This is a genomic window from Priestia sp. 179-F W1.4 NHS, from assembly GCF_045369295.1.
Taxonomy (GTDB): Bacteria; Bacillota; Bacilli; order Bacillales; family Bacillaceae_H; genus Priestia; species Priestia zanthoxyli.
The window spans coordinates 931,093-948,025 of sequence record NZ_JBIQFF010000001.1 but is presented as its reverse complement, the minus strand read 5'-3'; the positions used below and the strand labels follow the sequence as shown (position 1 = coordinate 948,025).

16 protein-coding genes, 1 pseudogene and 1 other annotated feature are annotated in these 16,933 nt (G+C 39.1%); of the genes and pseudogenes, 5 read left to right on the top strand and 12 right to left on the bottom strand.

All coding sequences use genetic code 11. The features are described 5' to 3' along the window. Positions 1-20 precede the first annotated feature (20 nt). Both ACH0CI_RS04850 and ACH0CI_RS04845 read left to right on the top strand, forming a co-directional pair. On the top strand, positions 21-2,063 hold the full coding sequence (locus ACH0CI_RS04850; protein ID WP_406900943.1) for a catalase: 2,043 nt from the start codon (positions 21-23) through the stop codon (positions 2,061-2,063). Positions 2,064-2,186: 123 nt separating this feature from the next. Further along, the gene (locus ACH0CI_RS04845; RefSeq protein ID WP_033579901.1) at positions 2,187-2,900 is read left to right on the top strand and encodes a YoaK family protein; all 714 of its coding nucleotides are present in this window, start codon (positions 2,187-2,189) and stop codon (positions 2,898-2,900) included. 26 nt (positions 2,901-2,926) lie between these two features. Here the strand turns inward: ACH0CI_RS04845 and ACH0CI_RS04840 are convergent, their stop codons facing one another. Continuing rightward, the gene (locus ACH0CI_RS04840) at positions 2,927-3,424 is read right to left on the bottom strand and encodes a GNAT family N-acetyltransferase (RefSeq protein WP_406900942.1); all 498 of its coding nucleotides are present in this window, start codon (positions 3,422-3,424) and stop codon (positions 2,927-2,929) included. 200 nt (positions 3,425-3,624) lie between these two features. On the opposite strand from ACH0CI_RS04840, the gene ACH0CI_RS04835 reads away from it, so the two are divergent. Continuing rightward, entirely contained in the window at positions 3,625-4,206 is a 582-nt protein-coding gene (locus tag ACH0CI_RS04835; protein ID WP_406900941.1) for a YitT family protein, read from the top strand. Between the two features lie 37 nt (positions 4,207-4,243). On the opposite strand, the gene ACH0CI_RS04830 is transcribed toward ACH0CI_RS04835, so the two are convergent. The 7 genes from ACH0CI_RS04830 to ACH0CI_RS04800 all read right to left on the bottom strand — a co-directional run bounded on the left by ACH0CI_RS04830 (position 4,244) and on the right by ACH0CI_RS04800 (position 11,574). Continuing rightward, positions 4,244-5,212 carry an LCP family protein gene (locus ACH0CI_RS04830; protein ID WP_028415047.1) on the bottom strand — a complete coding sequence of 323 codons (969 nt, stop codon included), beginning with the start codon at positions 5,210-5,212 and terminating at the stop codon, positions 4,244-4,246. 87 nt (positions 5,213-5,299) lie between these two features. Then, positions 5,300-7,222 (bottom strand): lipoteichoic acid synthase, encoded by a 1,923-nt coding sequence (gene ltaS / locus ACH0CI_RS04825; protein ID WP_028415048.1) that lies wholly within the window; start codon positions 7,220-7,222, stop codon positions 5,300-5,302. Between the two features lie 396 nt (positions 7,223-7,618). Next, positions 7,619-7,978, bottom strand: coding sequence for a cupin domain-containing protein (locus tag ACH0CI_RS04820; protein ID WP_047749975.1), 360 nt, complete (start codon positions 7,976-7,978; stop codon positions 7,619-7,621). Positions 7,979-8,029: 51 nt separating this feature from the next. Further along, on the bottom strand, positions 8,030-8,929 hold the full coding sequence (locus ACH0CI_RS04815; protein ID WP_335706734.1) for a DMT family transporter: 900 nt from the start codon (positions 8,927-8,929) through the stop codon (positions 8,030-8,032). A gap of 151 nt (positions 8,930-9,080) precedes the next feature. Then, the gene (locus tag ACH0CI_RS04810; RefSeq protein ID WP_033579898.1) at positions 9,081-10,208 is read right to left on the bottom strand and encodes an NADH-dependent flavin oxidoreductase; all 1,128 of its coding nucleotides are present in this window, start codon (positions 10,206-10,208) and stop codon (positions 9,081-9,083) included. A 195-nt stretch (positions 10,209-10,403) separates the two neighbouring features. Next, the gene (locus ACH0CI_RS04805) at positions 10,404-10,589 is read right to left on the bottom strand and encodes a Fur-regulated basic protein FbpA (RefSeq protein ID WP_033580328.1); all 186 of its coding nucleotides are present in this window, start codon (positions 10,587-10,589) and stop codon (positions 10,404-10,406) included. Between the two features lie 109 nt (positions 10,590-10,698). Continuing rightward, positions 10,699-11,574 (bottom strand): DUF4405 domain-containing protein, encoded by an 876-nt coding sequence (locus ACH0CI_RS04800; RefSeq protein WP_335706783.1) that lies wholly within the window; start codon positions 11,572-11,574, stop codon positions 10,699-10,701. A 246-nt stretch (positions 11,575-11,820) separates the two neighbouring features. Further along, positions 11,821-12,052: a binding site (T-box leader), on the top strand. A gap of 67 nt (positions 12,053-12,119) precedes the next feature. Between ACH0CI_RS04800 and ACH0CI_RS04795 the strand changes: the two genes are divergently transcribed. After that, positions 12,120-13,490 carry an amino acid permease gene (locus tag ACH0CI_RS04795; RefSeq protein WP_406900940.1) on the top strand — a complete coding sequence of 457 codons (1,371 nt, stop codon included), beginning with the start codon at positions 12,120-12,122 and terminating at the stop codon, positions 13,488-13,490. Between the two features lie 42 nt (positions 13,491-13,532). Here ACH0CI_RS04795 and ACH0CI_RS04790 read toward each other — a convergent pair. The 4 genes and pseudogenes from ACH0CI_RS04790 to ACH0CI_RS04775 form a co-directional block, all read right to left on the bottom strand. After that, positions 13,533-13,763: pseudogene (locus tag ACH0CI_RS04790) on the bottom strand (DUF819 family protein); the annotation flags it as partial. 38 nt (positions 13,764-13,801) lie between these two features. After that, positions 13,802-14,368 (bottom strand): TetR/AcrR family transcriptional regulator, encoded by a 567-nt coding sequence (locus ACH0CI_RS04785; RefSeq protein WP_033579894.1) that lies wholly within the window; start codon positions 14,366-14,368, stop codon positions 13,802-13,804. Positions 14,369-14,489: 121 nt separating this feature from the next. Further along, entirely contained in the window at positions 14,490-15,128 is a 639-nt protein-coding gene (locus ACH0CI_RS04780; protein ID WP_406900939.1) for a hypothetical protein, read from the bottom strand. Next, the gene (locus ACH0CI_RS04775; protein WP_033579892.1) at positions 15,125-16,024 is read right to left on the bottom strand and encodes a LysR family transcriptional regulator; all 900 of its coding nucleotides are present in this window, start codon (positions 16,022-16,024) and stop codon (positions 15,125-15,127) included. The genes ACH0CI_RS04780 and ACH0CI_RS04775 overlap by 4 nt, the downstream gene beginning before the upstream one ends. Before the next feature lie 156 nt (positions 16,025-16,180). Here ACH0CI_RS04775 and ACH0CI_RS04770 point away from each other — a divergent pair, with 156 nt between their 5' ends. Continuing rightward, positions 16,181-16,930 (top strand): sulfite exporter TauE/SafE family protein, encoded by a 750-nt coding sequence (locus ACH0CI_RS04770; RefSeq protein WP_028415058.1) that lies wholly within the window; start codon positions 16,181-16,183, stop codon positions 16,928-16,930. The last annotated feature ends 3 nt before the right edge of the window (positions 16,931-16,933 follow it).

Here is a 16,933-nt window from a genome sequence, read left to right as displayed (position 1 = left end):
GGTCAAGGAGGAAAACAAATATGACAAAAAAGCACCCTGTAAATGAAAAAAGCAAGCAAGAACAGCTCGAGCAGTTTAAAACAGACGATCGAAACCAAGCACTCACAACCAATCAAGGGTTAAAGCTTTCCGAAGATGAATTTTCTTTAAAAGCAGGCGAACGTGGTCCAACCCTTATGGAAGACTTTCATTTCCGTGAAAAAATGACGCATTTTGACCACGAGCGCATTCCTGAACGCATCGTTCATGCACGCGGCTTCGCTGCTCACGGAGAATTTGAGCTGTATGACTCGCTCAGCGAATATACAAAAGCTAATTTTTTACAGAATCCATCTGTAAAAACACCTGTATTTGTCCGTTTCTCTACTGTAGCAGGTTCTAAAGGTTCAGCTGAAACGGTTCGCGACGCACGTGGTTTTGCAACGAAATTTTATACAGAAGAAGGAAACTATGACTTAGTTGGAAATAACATTCCCGTGTTCTTTATCCAAGATGCGATTAAATTCCCTGATTTAATTCACGCTGTTAAGCCTGAGCCACACAACGAAATGCCGCAGGCGGCTTCAGCACATGATACGTTTTGGGATTTTGTCGCCAATAACCAAGAGTCCGCTCACATGGTCATGTGGTCAATGTCAGACCGCGCAATTCCTCGCAGCTTACGTATGATGGAAGGCTTCGGCGTACATACTTTTCGCTTAGTTAATGCAGAAGGAAAAGCTCATTTTGTCAAATTCCACTGGAAGCCTGTGCTCGGAACGCATTCCCTTGTTTGGGACGAAGCTCAAACCATTTCTGGGAAAGACCCTGATTTTCATCGCCGCGATTTATGGGAGTCAATTGAAAACGGAGACTATCCTGAATATGAGCTAGGGCTTCAAATCATAGCTGAGGAAGATGAATTTAAATTCGACTTTGACATTCTCGATCCAACTAAGCTTTGGCCAGAAGAAGACATTCCCGTCAAATTGGTTGGAAAAATGACCTTAAATCGAAATGTAGACAACGTATTTGCCGAAACGGAACAAGTCGCATTCCATCCGGGGCATGTAGTACCGGGAATTGATTTTTCCAATGATCCTCTCTTACAAGGAAGATTGTTTTCATACACGGATACCCAGCTTATTCGTCTTGGCGGCCCGAATTTTCACGAACTTCCAATCAACCGTCCAGTGTGCCCGTTTCATAACAATCAACGCGACGGTTACGGACGTCAAACGATTAACAAAGGGCCTGTCAGCTATCACAGAAACTCTCTTGCAGCCAATACGCCGGCTCCTGTACCAGAGTCAGAGGGCGGTTATTCTCACTATCAGGAAAAAGTGGAAGGAAGAAAAGTTCGAAGCCGAAGCGAAAGTTTTAAAGACCACTTTTCACAGGCAACGCTATTTTGGAATAGCATGAGCGCCCCTGAAAAAGAGCATATTATCAGTGCTTTCAGCTTTGAGCTTGGAAAAGTGAAAAGCAAGTCTGTTCAGCAACAGGTTGTTGATATGTTTGCCAACGTCAGTACAGTGCTAGCTAAACAAGTGGCACAAGCGATTGGTGCAACGCCTCCATCAGGAGAAGACGCGCCAGTGACCAAGTCGTCTCCGGCTCTTAGTCAGGAACAGACGATTAAAAAGCCGAATACGCGTAAAGTAGCTGTCATTGTAGCTAATGACTTTAGCGGTGATCTACCACAAGTGTTAAACAGTTTAAAACAACAGGGCATTCAGCCTGAAATTGTAAGCACAACCCTCCAAAACGTAAAAGGAACAGACGGGTCAGAACTTGAAGTACAGCACACGTTCTTAACAAGTGATTCTGTCTTATTCGATGCGGTTTATGTTGTCGGAAGTTCGTCAGCTGATGAGAAGTTTCGTAAAGAAGCACTGACGTTTGCTCAAGAAGCATTCGAGCATTTTAAACCAATTGGCTCCACAGATGAAGGTGTTAAGTGGCTAAAAGCTGCTGGCTTAGATAGTAGTCCCGGTGTCGTAACTGGAGATTCTACACGCTTTACAGATGAATTTATTGAAGCTGTTTCAGCTCACCGCCACTGGAATCGTCACGTTATATAAATGACAAAAAAGATAGGGATCTTCCCTATCTTTTTTACATGGAGTCACAGCAATTGAAGAAAAGCCGATTTTTTGCTTATACTAGATAATGCACCTTAGATTTTCAGGAGGCAAAAGGAAGACATGCTCACAAACAAATCATCTTACTTTTTACAATTAACGAAACGATTCAAAAAAGCTGCAACGGCAAATTCAGTTATCCTTGGAATTTTGTTAGCTATTGTGGGAGGTTTTCTTGATGCTTATACGTATATAAGCAGAAACGGAGTATTTGCAAATGCACAAAGTGGAAATATCGTTTTATTAGGTGTAAAGGCAGCACAAGGTCAATGGACAGAAGCTTTTCTTCATATTCCCCCTATTGTAGCCTTTATCCTAGGCGTTGCTGTAACCGAAACATTTAAGCAGCCGCGATTTGTATCTGTACTCCCTGATACTTCTCGTATTGTATTGCTTTTAGAAATTGTCGTACTCATTATTGTTGGGTTTTTACCACCTAGTGTTCCTAATATGTTGGTTACAGTAACAATTTCATTTGTTGCTGCTCTTCAAGTTTCTTCATTTAGAACTTTGATAAAATGGTCATATAATACAACCATGACAACAGGAAACCTTCGTACTGCTTCTCAAGCAGCATACTATGCTATATTCAAACGCGACGAAAATGCTGCTTATCAGTGCCTTCGTTTTACGGCCATTATCCTCTCTTTTTTAAGTGGTGCATTGTTAGGCTCTATTTCTACTTTCACCCTCGGAACAAAAGCAATTTGGCTAGCTTCTGCTATTCTTTTTCTCGCTTTTGTCATTTTAAATTCAGAATCTCAAAAAAGCCTTTGAAATCAATGATTTCAAAGGCTTTTTTATTAAACTGATTTTCTAAATGCCATAACGTGCAAATCTTTTACCGGATAAAAATCGTTATCAGGAAAGCGGACGTAACCTCTTTTAGTGTACAGCTTAATGGCATGTTCCATTGAATGATCTGTATGTAAACCTAAATAAGAACACCCTAGCTCCCGAGATTTTTTTTCACACGCTTCAAGAAGCGCATTGGCGACTCCTTTTCGGCGATGAGATGGAGCAACTGCCAGCAGACGAATTTCAGCCCATGGAAATGGTTTTAATAACCCTCCATATACATCCGTATTCGGCGGATAAAACAAAACGCTTCCTGCCATTTCTCCATCGATTTCAGCTACCATGCATTCAAATTTCTTTTCTTCACTCAGGGTATGTACAATTCCCTTTCGATATCTTTTCCAGTGTGCTTCCGATTTTACAGCTGCATATTGCTCATAAGCAGCAAGCGTTATTGTTTCAATAGATGATGTTTCTTCTTCTCTAGCTTTTCGAACGATCAATTTTTTCTCCTCCATTTACCTTCTTCGTTAATTCTTATTGTCTATGGTGAAGAATGTTTATGCAACACATTTGCATTGCGAAACAGCTTCCTTTGCATATATTTAATCCGTGCATTATCGTTTCTGAAGCAGTCTTTGTGCTGAAACTCTGCTTGTCTTCATATACATATAAAGAGATTCATAGACAAGGATGAGACAGCATGTACAAAAAATTAATTGCAATTGGAATTGGCAGTGTGTTTGTTAGTATTGGAATTAACGTTTTTATTCTTCCGCTTCAGCTTGTAACAGGAGGCATTACGGGAATTAGCTTAATCATTAATTATTTACTTGGCTATAAAGTAGGCGTGATGATTTTTTGCTTAAACTTTCCCATTTACCTTCTCGCTCTAGGTTTTAACCGCTCTTATTTTTTAAATGCTATCTATGGCATGGTTCTCTCAGCCGTTATGATTGATTTGCTGTTTCCGCTTCACGGAATTTTTCACCTTCCCATTGTCTTAAGCGCTTGCCTTGGAGGCGTTTTTAACGGAATTGGGACTGGCATCATGCTCCGGCAGCACGCAAGTCAAGGCGGGGTCGACTTATTTTCTCTGATACTTGCGAAATGGTTATCGTTAAACCCTGGCATCATCATTTTAGTGATTGACGCATCTATTATTATTTCAGGTATTTTACTGCTTCAAAACGATACAGCTATTTATTCATTATTCATTGTTGTATGCTCTGGTATAGTGACCAGTTTAATTACGTCATTCAAACGCATCATCGTCTATGTATAAAGAAAAAACCTCGAGACATACGTCTCGAGGCTTTTCTTTATTTGTCATTTAAGAATTCTTGCAGCGCTTCTTTATTTTTATCTAAATCAATATCAAGCACCATACCAACGCCGCTATACGTTTTGTTTTCAAATGATCCGTCTAAAGGCAGTCGCAGGCTTTGAACGTCTTTCATGTTTCCTGTTACCACATCTTTAGCTAGAAGCATCATGCTTTTTGTATCTAAATTTGTATCGATGTAAGGATCCATTACGCCGAGAAGCTTCGGTATTTTAAACACGCTGTTTAGGCTTGCTACTTCATCTTTGAGCTTTAAAACGACTTCTTGCTGACGCTGAACGCGTCCAAAATCACTCATGTTATCATGACGAAAACGTACGTAGCCAAGCAGCTGTTCACCGTGTAAAACTTGGGTACCTTTGTGAAGCGTCATACCAATTCCCGAAGACATATCGTGAGGCACGGTTACTTCAATGCCATCAGGCGCAATCGTATCTACAATTTTTGAAAATCCTTCAAAGTCCACAACTGCATAATAGTTAATATCAATATCAAAATTTTGTTTGATCGTTTGACGCAGCAGCTCAGGACCTCCGAACGCGTAAGCAGCATTCAGCTTTTGCTTGCCGTGTCCTGGAATATCCACGTACATATCCCTCATAAGAGAAACAATTTTCGGGTGTTTGCTTTTAGAATCGTAGTGAGCAATTAAAATAGAGTCTGTACGAGAATGCTTTTCCCCGCGCGAGTCACTTCCTAACAGCAGCATATTTACTTCTCCGTTATTCGGGAGACTGCCTTGAAACTGTTCAAATGTCGTGCCGTCATCCGCAAATTTACCATCGCTTGCTATCGATAGCCCTTGCTTATATTGGAAATAGCTGTATATGCCCCCAACGATAATAAAAAGGAACAACAAAGCAAAGAACACTCTGCCCCATCGAACTCTTCTTCTTCTTTTGCGTCTTGTTCGCTCCACGTTTCTGTCACCAGCTTTCTTTTTCAATGAAGTTCTCATAAAACAAGCAAGTAGCTAAGCTTTTAAAAAGCTCCTCTACTTGCTTGTTTGGATTGTATGGTGTGAAAGCTTACATTATTTTTCTGTTTCTTGGTCTTTTCCATACATGTATTTTGATGGATCGACCGGTTTAAAGTCATCTAATTTATTAAATCGTAATAAATCACCGTATAACACTTTATCAGAAAGTTCTAGCTCTCTTCCAACTTTCTTTTTATAAGCTTTCGCTTCATCTGTTGCTGTGATTCTTTCTCCTGTGTTTGTATCGTAATACTTGCCGTCAATTGACGTGTATTTCGGAGAAACATAATCACCGTTTCTAAATGCTACTACCTGATCATGGTCTTTTGATAATAAATCTGTACCAAATTGAACATACTCTTTACTATCAATTCCCACTAGGTGAAGAAGCGTAGGCACTACGTCAATTTCACCGCCGTACGTATGGTTCACTCCACCTTTTACACCTGGTACGTGAAGGAAGAACGGTACGCGTTGAAGCTGAGCGTTTTTATATGGCGTGATTTTCTCGCCAAGAACTTTTTCCATTGCTTTGTTATGATTTTCAGAAATACCGTAGTGGTCACCGTAAATCATAATAACTGAGTTGTCATATAAACCTGAAGCTTTTAGCTCTGTAAAGAATTCTTGCAGTGATTCATCCAAATAACGAGCCGTTTGGAAATAACGGTCTACCGTTCCATCTCCTGTGTTCGCCGGTTCAATGCTAGCATCACCTTTATCAAGAACGAATGGGAAATGGTTTGTTAATGTAATCATATGCGCATAGAACGGCTGCTTCAATGACTGCAGCATTGGCATAGATTCTTTGAAGAATGGCTTATCTTTTAATCCATAGTTTACTTTGTTATCACCAGTCATATTGTAATAACTTGCATCAAAGAATTTATCCACACCGAACTGTTTGTAAATTTCATTACGGTTCCAGAATGTTTTATAATCTCCGTGTAACACAGCACTTGTATAGCCGCCCTCTTGATCTAAGATCGCTGGTGCTGCTTGGTACGTGTTGCGGCCTTTTAAGCTAAATGCTGATCCTTGAGGCAAGCCATATAATGACGTATCCATCATAAGCTCTGCATCAGCTGTTTTACCTTGTCCTGTTTGATGGAAGAAGTTATCAAAATACATAAATTCATTTCCATTTGCTAATGAATTTAAAAACGGCGTTACTTCTTGTCCGTTTAACTTGTAATTAATTAGGAATGACTGAAATGATTCTAGATGAATTTTAATAATATTTTTTCCTTTTGCTTTACCCGCATACTCAATATTCGGAGCTGCATAGTGACTTGTACTGAAGTTTTTCACTGTTGTTAAGTCATCACTGCTTGCGAATGCTCGTTGCTTTGAGTTTTGAAACGTTTGAACTGCATCATACACCGTGTAGTTGTATGCTCCTAAATATTTCACTAGGTAGTTGCGATCAAATGTTCTTGTTAATAATTCAGGGCGATCTTTTTCAGCATAGTGCAAGTTAATTGCAAATGCGACAGCTCCTGCCGCTAACACCATGAACGTATAGCGGAATTTAAGACGTGCTTTTGGCCATTCGATTTTTCTAACAAACAATAGCGCAATCAGTAAAATGATATCTACAAAGTAAAAAATATCGTGAGCTTTTACTAAATCAGCGATACTGCCTCCTAAATGACCCACATTGCTTGTTTGCGTTAAAGTAGGCAATGTCACAAAGTCATTGAAGAATCGATAATATAAAATATTGCTGTACAAAATGACCGTCATGATTGTACTAAGGATAAGCGTCCAAACGATGGCTCTTTTTCCTTTTGCAAACAATGCTAACCCTAAAAAGATCAAAGTTGAACTAATTGGATTAATAAACAATAACGTTTTTTGCATTGAGTCACTTATATCTAAGTTGAACTCCACTTTGTAAGACATGTAAGACTTGATCCACATGAATAAAACCGCTATAAAAAAGTAAAACAACGGCTTTGAAAATAGTTTTTTCATTTTCAAATTCCTTTCACTAAAAAGTAGAGATTTCATGTTCAGCTAACCTCAGGAAAGTCCCCTACATTAAATCGTAACGGTTACGTCCTGCAAAAGATTACCTGAAAATGATTCAATTTGTCAAACAATATCATCTTCATCTCTTTTTTTAGTCATCTACAAAATTTACATTTTAACTTGTAATCTCTTATTTTTTATCGTGATGTTAATATTACACAATTGTTAATTTGTAAATTTTGTTCTCCCTATATTGCATACATATTAATTTACCACATTTCTGCTCTGCAATAAAAGTATTTTTATTTTATTAGGCATAATATTTCACTTGCTGAATGAAAAGGTACTATTGTACTGGATGGTATTCTTCGCTTACTGTTAGGACTAGTAAAAATAGACCTATCTATGCTTATTATCTCCATCAACAGCTATGCGGTCTCCTTGTGCAAAAGGCTGTGAAATCACAAGAAACTCAATCTCCTCACTCGAACGATTCATCATTTGATGAAGAATCGAAGGAAATACTTCTACTCCTTCGTGTGCTTTTACATCGTAAATAACTCCGTCTATTTCTAGAGCAGCTGTTCCTTTTAGTACAAAGAAAAATTGATGTGCTTTCAAGTGATAATGCCTTACCTCTTCCGTATAAGGGGGCATGCGCTCATGAATAATACTTACGTCTTTATTTTTCACTAGGTGCCACCCATCGCATTTTCCTCCCCACACGTAGTGTTCTGCGTTTTGCTTACTAACTTTCATGACTAGCTCCCCTTTTTTAATAAATGAACACCTGCAGATGAAATAGAAATTCTATGTGATCTTTTTAATCCTGCTATTGGAAATATTTTTTTCAGATGAAGGCTTTGGCTTCAAAGTAAAAAGCATTCCTAAAAAGATCAAAACAATGCCTGCAAGCTGCAAAAGCGTAGGGCGAAATCCCGTGAATGCTGTATCTAATAAAATGGCAACGGCTGGATCTAAAAACACCAGAACCGAAATCACCTGAGTTTTTAAATAGCGCAGGCTGTCGAAAAACAAATAATACACTAAACCAGTATGTACAAAGCCTGTTACTAAAATAGATGTCCAGTTGGCCGTTGTTAGGAAATGAAAATCAGTAAAATGAACAAACGGCAATAATAGAAAAATTCCTAAAAAAGTCTGAAGAAATGTAACAGCATAAGCACTCGTATGAATAATGCCTTTACCAAGCAGCGTCGTGCATGCATAAAACAAAGCGGCTAAAAGCGCCCAGAGTATTCCTGAAGACATGAAGCCGTCAATCGTAAGTTGCTCCACTCCAATAATTAGAAGTGTTCCTCCAAAACAAATGAAGATAGACATCACGCCAAGAACCGTTAATTTCTCCTTAAACATAAAGCTCCCCAGAAGCACTACTAAAACGGGTGCAAGATGATAAATAGAAATAGCAACCGTAACGGACATCATTTCAAATGCTTTAAATAGAAACACCCAGTTAAACACAAGAAATATCCCACACAGTAAAATCTGCTTTATTTCTTTGGCATTCCATTTTTCCCTTTTATATTCACCCGTTACGAACCAGCACATTCCGAGAAAAAGTGTTGCACAAATACAGCGAACGAATACTAAGTCAAAAGAAGGCAGTCCAGTTTGTGTGGAGAAAAAGCCAATTGAACCAAAAATACTCATTGAAATCATCATTTTCACCATTGGCCCTGCTTTCATTCTCTCACCTCACTTTCAGAAAACTATTACTATTCAAACACAAAGAAGCCCATTTGTAAATTAATGGTTCAAAAGCGCTATTCCATGAAAAAGCAAAAAGCGCAAAGACATGGGATCAGTCCCATCGTCTTTGCGCTTTTCTGCCTTTCTTTTAATCTTCAACCGGGAACCAGCCTGGTGTGTTAATAACGGCTTGCCACAGCGGGTCAGGAATCACAAGCTTTTCCTGATCTTTTTTGCTCAATGTTGTCACAATTTCATTTTCACGGCCTTCTTTTACTTTTTGAACCCAGTCTGGATCCATAATTAATTCGCGGCCAATCGCAAGCAGTGGAATGCCCGTTTCAAGAGCGGCGGCTGCTTCGTCTGCTGTATGAATAGAACCTACGCCCATCACAGGTACGCGGCTTCCTACTCGCTCTTGAATAATTTCAATACGTGAACGAGTATCTTCCACGCCTCGGCGCGGTTTTGACCAGAATTCCATTAGCGATACGTGAAGGTAATCAAGGTCTTTTTCTGCTAGTGCATCGACTAACTTCAACGTATCAGCCATTGTAATTCCTGGCGTTTCAGGCTCTTCTGGCGAGAAGCGATAGCCTACTAAAAATGATTCTTTTGCATGCTTAGAAACGGCTTGCTTTACTTCGTCTACGATTGCAAGTGGGAATGTTAAGCGTTTTTCTACGCTGCCGCCCCATTTATCTTCGCGGCGATTAGAATGCGGAGAAAAGAACTGCTGAATTAAATAGTTATTTGCTCCGTGAATTTCAACTCCGTCAAATCCTGCTTCAATGGCACGGCGCGTCATTTCACCAAAATCGTGAATAATGCCTTCAATTTCTTCATTTGTTAACTCTCGAGGTACCGGAGCTCCTTCTTGTTCTGCAGCAACAGCACTTGCGCTAACAACCTCTCCATTTGGAACAAGCTCAGGCGGACACATGCGGCCTCCGTGAAAAATTTGAAGAACTGCTTTTGCTCCTTGATCTTTAATAGCTGTTGCTAATCGACGCAGGCTAGGAATCATTTCATCGCTGTCTGCAGCAAACTCTCCGTGAAATCCTTTTCCGTTCGCCGTTCCGTATGTACATGCTGTAATGACCATGCTAACACCTTTTGAACGTCGTACGTAGTAGTCTACTTCTGCATTTGATACTGTCCCATCTTCATTTGATGAAAAATTTGTCATAGGAGCAAGAATAACGCGGTTATCTAATTTGATGCCATTTGAAAAAGTAAATGGCTGTAAAAGCGGCTCATACTTTTTATTTGTCATTTTATTTCCCTCCAAAAATGATACGGTCAAAAATAGTGGCATATTATAGGTAGAGACTGTTTTCTTTCCTATAATATGTGTCATTTAAAACTGTAACTTTAAAATATACTGTGATTTTAATCTGTACAGTTTTGCCTGTCAAAGAATAAGACTTTCTAACACAAAAAAAGCACTCATATACTGAGTGCTTTTTTATCATTGCGAAAGAGGTTCCTGATTATACATAAATGATTTTACTTTTACATATTGAGCTTCTAACTCTTGAAGTGTCAGTTCGTATAGATGCCGATTTCCTTTTTTATAAATACCAAAATTCAATAGCGCATTAATAAACCAATTTTTCTTATGTTCCGTTTCAGGCTGTGTATGTTGTTTCACGATTTCCACCACCTAAGGTTCTCTCATCTTAATTTTGCAAAGCATTCGCTTTTACATAAATGATTTTACTTCTATACGATGAAAAAACGGTGAAATAGAAAGCTTTTTCATTTTAAATTTCCGCAGCAGGACCCGTTATTTTTTTACGTCTCTTCACACCTGCTAATATTTTTTCAATATAATAAATAACAATAATAAAAACTGACATAATAGCAAAATAAGTACCGATTACAACAAAAGGATTTGGACGTTCAAAGCCGCTTTCTTTTCCTTTCATTCCTCTTTCCGGACCTCCGCCATCGTGATCAAAGTTTGGACGTTCGTGACCAGCAGATGCCGTCGTAGAAGATTTGTTCTCGCTAAATGAATGGCGATCAAAATTCGGCTTCCCACCGCCTTTTTGCGGCATATCTGAGGAACTTACATTCAGTACTCTCGCTACTCCTCCAAGTTTTCCAAGAAAACCCGTTTCATTTATTTCGTATATGCCAATGACTAACAGCGCAGCGGTTGTGAGCTTAGCTGCTATGCTCAAGCTTTTCTTTGATTTTTTGAATTTCGTCATATTTTTACATACATTTATAACCCATTGCCAATGAAGACCTATGTGAGCGGCTACTAAAATTAACACTAAAAATGATACGGAAATATGCGAAACCTTAAACCACTGTTCGTTCCCAACATTAATATTTGGAAATACTACTCTTGAAATAAAAATACCGCTAATCATAATAAATGACATCGTAATCAACAGCATGATATTTAAAAAGTAACCGAACTTTGTTCTGCGCGGAAGCCTGCGGTCAAATAATTTAACCGTAACTTTCTTTACCCACTGCCAGTTTAGCAGCACGTGGGTAAAAAAGGCGACGGCAATCGCCAACCCCGCAATTTCATGAAATGTTAACCCTCCCAATACTTGCTTGTTAAAAAACAAAACAAACGTAACGGCCATTAAAAGATCCAGTCCAAACCGGACGTACATCATCTTTTTCACTCTATTCATTCTCCTCACCTATGTATTTGTCAAAACAACTCCTTTTTTATATTTCTTAATGTAAGCAGAGGTGGTGAAAATTAGGTGAAACGACTGATTTTTTTACCAAAATAACCAGTCCTGAGTTCTATAAAAGTAGAATGGAATCATTTTTACTTTTTCGAAAATAGCTGTTGACAAAGAAAAAAGAAGCACGTATAGTAATGGTTATTCATCAAGAACTTTCAGATTTTAATCAAAAACACAGCGATTGGGAGTAGTAAAAGCTTATTATTCGGTCAAGAGAGCTACGGGTTGGTGTGACGTAGTCCAATAATACTTTGAACTCGCCCAGGAGTGGTAATTCAGAAAGAATGCAGAAGTGTTCTCTAAGTTTTAACGTCTAACCTTCGTTATCAGGTTTTAAGCAGGGTTCTTTAAGAGCCAACAAGAGTGGTACCGCGGTTAGCTAAAGCTTATCGTCTCTTCTCTCATTTGATAATGAGGTAGGAGACGATAAGCTTTTTTTATTTTATAAAAAAGTGGAGGGAAAAGTCATGAAGAAGGACAACCAAGGTTTGCAGCGAACAATGACTTCACGTCACATTATGATGATGGCGCTAGGTGGAGCAATTGGCGCTGGTTTATTTAAAGGAAGCAGCTCGGCTATTGATATGGCAGGACCATCAGTTATTATTGCCTATTTAATTGGCGGAATTATTTTACTATTCATCATGCAAGGTCTTGCTGAAATGGCGGTTCGAAATAGTGAAGCACGAACGTTTCGTGATTTAGTTCAGTCGATTTTAGGAAGCTATCCCGCTTACTTTTTGGACTGGATTTACTGGAAAATGTGGGTGTTAAACATTGCAGCTGAAGCCGTTGTAGCCGCTATTTTTATTCAGTACTGGCTTCCTGATTACCCAATTTGGATGCTTGCTTTAGGCGTATCCGTTATTGTTACAGCCATTAACTTGCTTTCAGTTAAAGCATTTGCTGAAACGGAATACTGGTTAGCTTTAATTAAAATCACGGTCATTGTGATCTTTATTATCGCTGGACTTTTATTATTGTTTGTATCATTCGGTCATCATACCGCAGCGGGTTTTTCAAATTTAAGCGATCACGGCGGTTTTTTCCCAAAGGGACCAACCGGGCTAATTACGGCGATGTTAGTTGTCATCTACTCATACGGTGGAACTGAAATCATCGGAGTAACGCTAGCTGAAACAAAAAACCCTGAAAAAGTAGTACCTAAGGCTGTGCGCAGTACATTAACGCGTATCATTGCTTTTTATCTGTTCCCGTTTTTTATCATCGTGAGCTTGATTCCTTGGAATGAAGTGAACGGCGTTTCTCAAAGTCCTTTTGTAATGGTATTTAAAATGATTGGCATTCCCGGAGCAGATCATATTATGAATGCCGTGATCTTGTTGGCAGTTATTTCTTCTATGAACTCAGGACTTTACGGTTCATCACGTATTTTGTATACGCAAGCAGTAGACGGTCGAGTGCCGAAGATATTTTCGAAACTTTCTGTTAACAAAGTTCCTGTCTATGCAATCTTAATGTGTACATCATCCCTTTATGTGGGCGTGTTGATTTCCTTATTTGCAGGAAGTAAGACATTTGATTATTTGATGGGATCTTTAGGGTATACGGTATTGTTTATTTGGTTGATTATTGCGATTGCACACTTAAAGTCCCGCAAAGTTCAGCCAGGAGCATCGAGCAGCTACTCTGTTAAATGGTTTCCTTATACAACGTGGGCTGCCCTTATTGCACTAAGCGCTATTTTAATTGGTGTTATCTGCACAACATCCGTTGTTATTACGACTATTACATTAGCTATCTATTTATTTATTACAGCTACGTATATCTTTAAAGGTCGCTTTTATCAATCTTCAGCAGTCAAGCACGCTAAATAAAAAAACGCCTCCTTTGAGTCATCAGAGGAGGCGTTTTTTTATTTAAAATGTTAAGTACCAATAGCCAAGTGCAAAGCCGATATAGTTACCAATAATATAGCCAAGCGTTCCTACTACCAAGATAGGACTAACCAAACTTCCCCATCCTTTAGCAATCGCCATCGCGCTTGCTGTCGTAGGTCCCCCTACCGTTGCATTGCTCGCCAGTAAAATATGTTCTAACTCAATTTTAAATAATTTTCCTAAAAGCAGCCCCACTATTAAATTACTCATAAAAAAAGCTTTCCACTCTAAAAGTGAAAAGCTTTTTTTCATTTGCGAATCAAAACCGGAATTTGCTGCTGAATCTGCTGCAAAGGAGCACCTGTTTTCTCTGTTAACGAACGCAAGATTCCTCCTTCGATCATACAGTTAATCACAACTGCAAGCTCTCCTGCCTGCTTATCTTGAAATCCGCTCTCTATCATTTTTTCTCTAAAAAGTTTTTCCCAATCTTGAAACGCTGCATAGCAGACTTCGCGAAGCGGTTCATTAATAAGCGCCGTTTCTCCAGCCATCAGCCCAACAGGCATACCAGCAATACTTTCTTCGTGTTCAAACTGCTTGGACAATTCTTCAATAAAATACTGAATAGCCTGTGCCGCGTCAGAAGATTTATTTAAACTTTCTTTAATTTGAACTTGGACGTATTTATTCGTATATTGAACAGCGTGAATCGCCAGTTCTTCTTTCCCTTTTGGAAAATAATAATAAAGAGATCCTTTTGGTGATCCGCTCTCTTTAATAATTTGATTTAATCCCGTTGCATGATAGCCTTGCAGCTGAAAAAGCCGCGATGCTGTTTCTAAAATCTTATCGCGTGCATTTGCTTTCTTCACAAAACGATGCCTCCCCTATATAATAAGTGGTTTCTATAACACTACTTATCATATAAGTAAATGAAATTTTTGTCAAAATAAAGTGAATATTTTACCATTTATTTTTCCTTATTTTCATTTCTTATGACCTAATAATTGTTTTTCTTACTTCTTCCGCTAACGGTTGAAGAGGCGTAATAATACGGTCGCTTACCTCCTCCGCCGCTTCTACCATCGAGAGCTGCGCCACTGAAACAACAGTGTTATGCTCTTTTATTAGCTCATCTAAGACATGTTTCACCTTCTGTTTATACTTCTCTAGGTTTCCAGTCATTACTAGTTCAAAAGCACCTTCTATCACAACAGGGTGAACTTTTATCTTTACATTTTGATAAAATGCAAATTCGTCTAGACGCTTCATCGTTCCTTCTACGGTCTCCGGATTTGTAAACACGATAAGCTGCGGTTCTTCTATTTCACATATTCGGCGAAAATAAGGCTCATCGATTTTAATAATTGGAACATCACTTGTAAATGCTTCTGGTAAAAGAGCAATGTAATTCGTACACGTAAGTAAAATGGCATCCGCTGAACATTCTTCCATCCACTTTAACTGCTTCTCTACTTTTGCACCTGCTGACTCCGCTGCAAATTTAGGATCGGTTTTTATCCGATGTACAAGTCCAGGGTCTACGAAATGCATACAGCTCGCAAACGGCAGCGCTTTTTCTATATAAGAGATGTTCGAATGATGAGCGTGCAGGCAAGCAATTTTCTTCATCGTTTTCCTCCTGTATGATGGTCTTTGAAATACTGAATTAAAAATTCCTGGAACTTTTTCGCAACAGGAGTTAAGTATTTATCCTTGTTCCACGCAATCCCAATTACCCTTGAAGCTGTGTCTTCTTTGAGCTTTATTTTTTTAATGCCTCGCAAGTCCACTCCCTTTATTTCAGGAAGCAAGGCAACCCCTAAATGAGCCGCTACAAAACCAATCACCGTCAAAAATTCTTCTCCTTCAAACGTAATATTTGGGACAATTTCAGCTTCTTCGAACAGCTGATCAAAAATTGTTCGGCTTCCGTATCCTTTTTTTAACGCGATAAACGATTCATGAGCCAACTCTGAAATCGAAAGCACTTGTCTTGAGGCAAAAGAATGCGTATCAGGGACATACGCGTACAGCTCGTCTTTCCATAAATATTCCCACTGAATTCCTGCCCTAGATTCCGTTACGGAAGACATACAAAAATCAATTTCTCCCGTTTGAAGCTGATCGAGCATGATGTTCGTCGCGTTCTCAAAAATTTGAAATTGAACGTTCGGATACTCTTGTAAAAAAGCATGAACTAGTTTCGGGACGGACGAAGCGCCTAATGATTTTAAAAAAGCAAACGAAATGCTGCCGCGATGAGGATGAATCAAATCTGAAAGCTCACGTTTCGCTTCTTCCATTTCGTTTAATACTTTAGCCGTTCGTTCATAAAAAAGCCTTCCGTATCGATTTAAAATAACTTGCCTTCCTTTTCGTTCAAATAGCGGTACGCCAAGCTCTGATTCTAATTTAGAAATTGAGCGGCTGAGCGTAGGCTGCGCAATTGATAATTGTTCCGCTGCCTTTGTGAAATGTTCCGTTTGAGCTACAACATTAAAATATTCGAGCTGCTGCCATTCCATTTTTTTCACATCCTTTACTTATTACATAATACTATCGATTTCATATAAATTATACATTGGACGTCATAAAAAATTCATGTTTAAATGAAGAACGTAGCACTTGCCGAAAATGTTATGTGTCTGCATAGAATAAGTGTTGAAAGAAGGAATTCGTTTATGGATGTTTCAATTATTTTAACAATGTTAGCCGTCGGACTGATCTTAGGATTTGTCGGAGCAGGCGGATCAGGTTTTATTATTTCAATTTTAACGCTGCTGTACGGCGTATCTGTACACGTTGCACTCGCAACGGCTCTTACCGCAATGATTTTCTCTTCTTTATCTGGCGCCGTCAGTCATTACCGCGAAGGTAACGTATCTTTAAAATCCGGTATCTCTGTTGGTATCCTCGGTGCATTAGGCGCTTGGATTGGGTCTAACCTTTCATCCTTTATCCCAGAAGGCGAGCTAAAATGGCTCACAGCCGGCATGCTTTTATTATCTGGTGTTTTACTTTGGCTGCGAATGTTTTTATTTTCCCGTCAGCAAAAAGAACGTACTGTTCCAACAGGAGCTAAATTTGTCGTCTACTCTTTACTAATCGGCTTAATTACGGGCGCTCTGTCCGGAATGTTTGGAATTGGCTCAACTCCATTTATCCAGCTTGGCCTTATGATGGTGTTAGGCTTGTCTATTCGCCAGTCGGCCGGAACAACGATGCTCGTTATTATTCCGATTGCAATTGGCGGAGGAATGGGCTATTATCAGCAGGGCTTTTTAGATATCCCGCTGTTGATTCAAGTAGTTGTCGGCACAATGGTCGGTTCATATATTGGAGCAAAATTTACAAATCGTGTACCTGCTCCCGTATTAAAAACGTCCCTTGTAGCGCTGCCTATTTGCTCTAGCTTTCTCCTTGTTATATAAGAA

Coding starts and splice junctions, on each gene's coding strand:
- ACH0CI_RS04815 (WP_335706734.1), bottom strand. CDS start 8,929: ATGAAAGCAGGGCCAATGGTGAAAATGATGATTTCAATGAGTATTTTT.
- ACH0CI_RS04775 (WP_033579892.1), bottom strand. CDS start 16,024: ATGGAATGGCAGCAGCTCGAATATTTTAATGTTGTAGCTCAAACGGAA.
- ACH0CI_RS04795 (WP_406900940.1), top strand. CDS start 12,120: ATGAAGAAGGACAACCAAGGTTTGCAGCGAACAATGACTTCACGTCAC.
- ACH0CI_RS04780 (WP_406900939.1), bottom strand. CDS start 15,128: ATGAAGAAAATTGCTTGCCTGCACGCTCATCATTCGAACATCTCTTAT.
- ACH0CI_RS04845 (WP_033579901.1), top strand. CDS start 2,187: ATGCTCACAAACAAATCATCTTACTTTTTACAATTAACGAAACGATTC.
- ACH0CI_RS04810 (WP_033579898.1), bottom strand. CDS start 10,208: ATGACAAATAAAAAGTATGAGCCGCTTTTACAGCCATTTACTTTTTCA.
- ACH0CI_RS04770 (WP_028415058.1), top strand. CDS start 16,181: ATGGATGTTTCAATTATTTTAACAATGTTAGCCGTCGGACTGATCTTA.
- ACH0CI_RS04800 (WP_335706783.1), bottom strand. CDS start 11,574: ATGATGTACGTCCGGTTTGGACTGGATCTTTTAATGGCCGTTACGTTT.
- ACH0CI_RS04850 (WP_406900943.1), top strand. CDS start 21: ATGACAAAAAAGCACCCTGTAAATGAAAAAAGCAAGCAAGAACAGCTC.
- ltaS (WP_028415048.1), bottom strand. CDS start 7,222: ATGAAAAAACTATTTTCAAAGCCGTTGTTTTACTTTTTTATAGCGGTT.
- ACH0CI_RS04820 (WP_047749975.1), bottom strand. CDS start 7,978: ATGAAAGTTAGTAAGCAAAACGCAGAACACTACGTGTGGGGAGGAAAA.
- ACH0CI_RS04835 (WP_406900941.1), top strand. CDS start 3,625: ATGTACAAAAAATTAATTGCAATTGGAATTGGCAGTGTGTTTGTTAGT.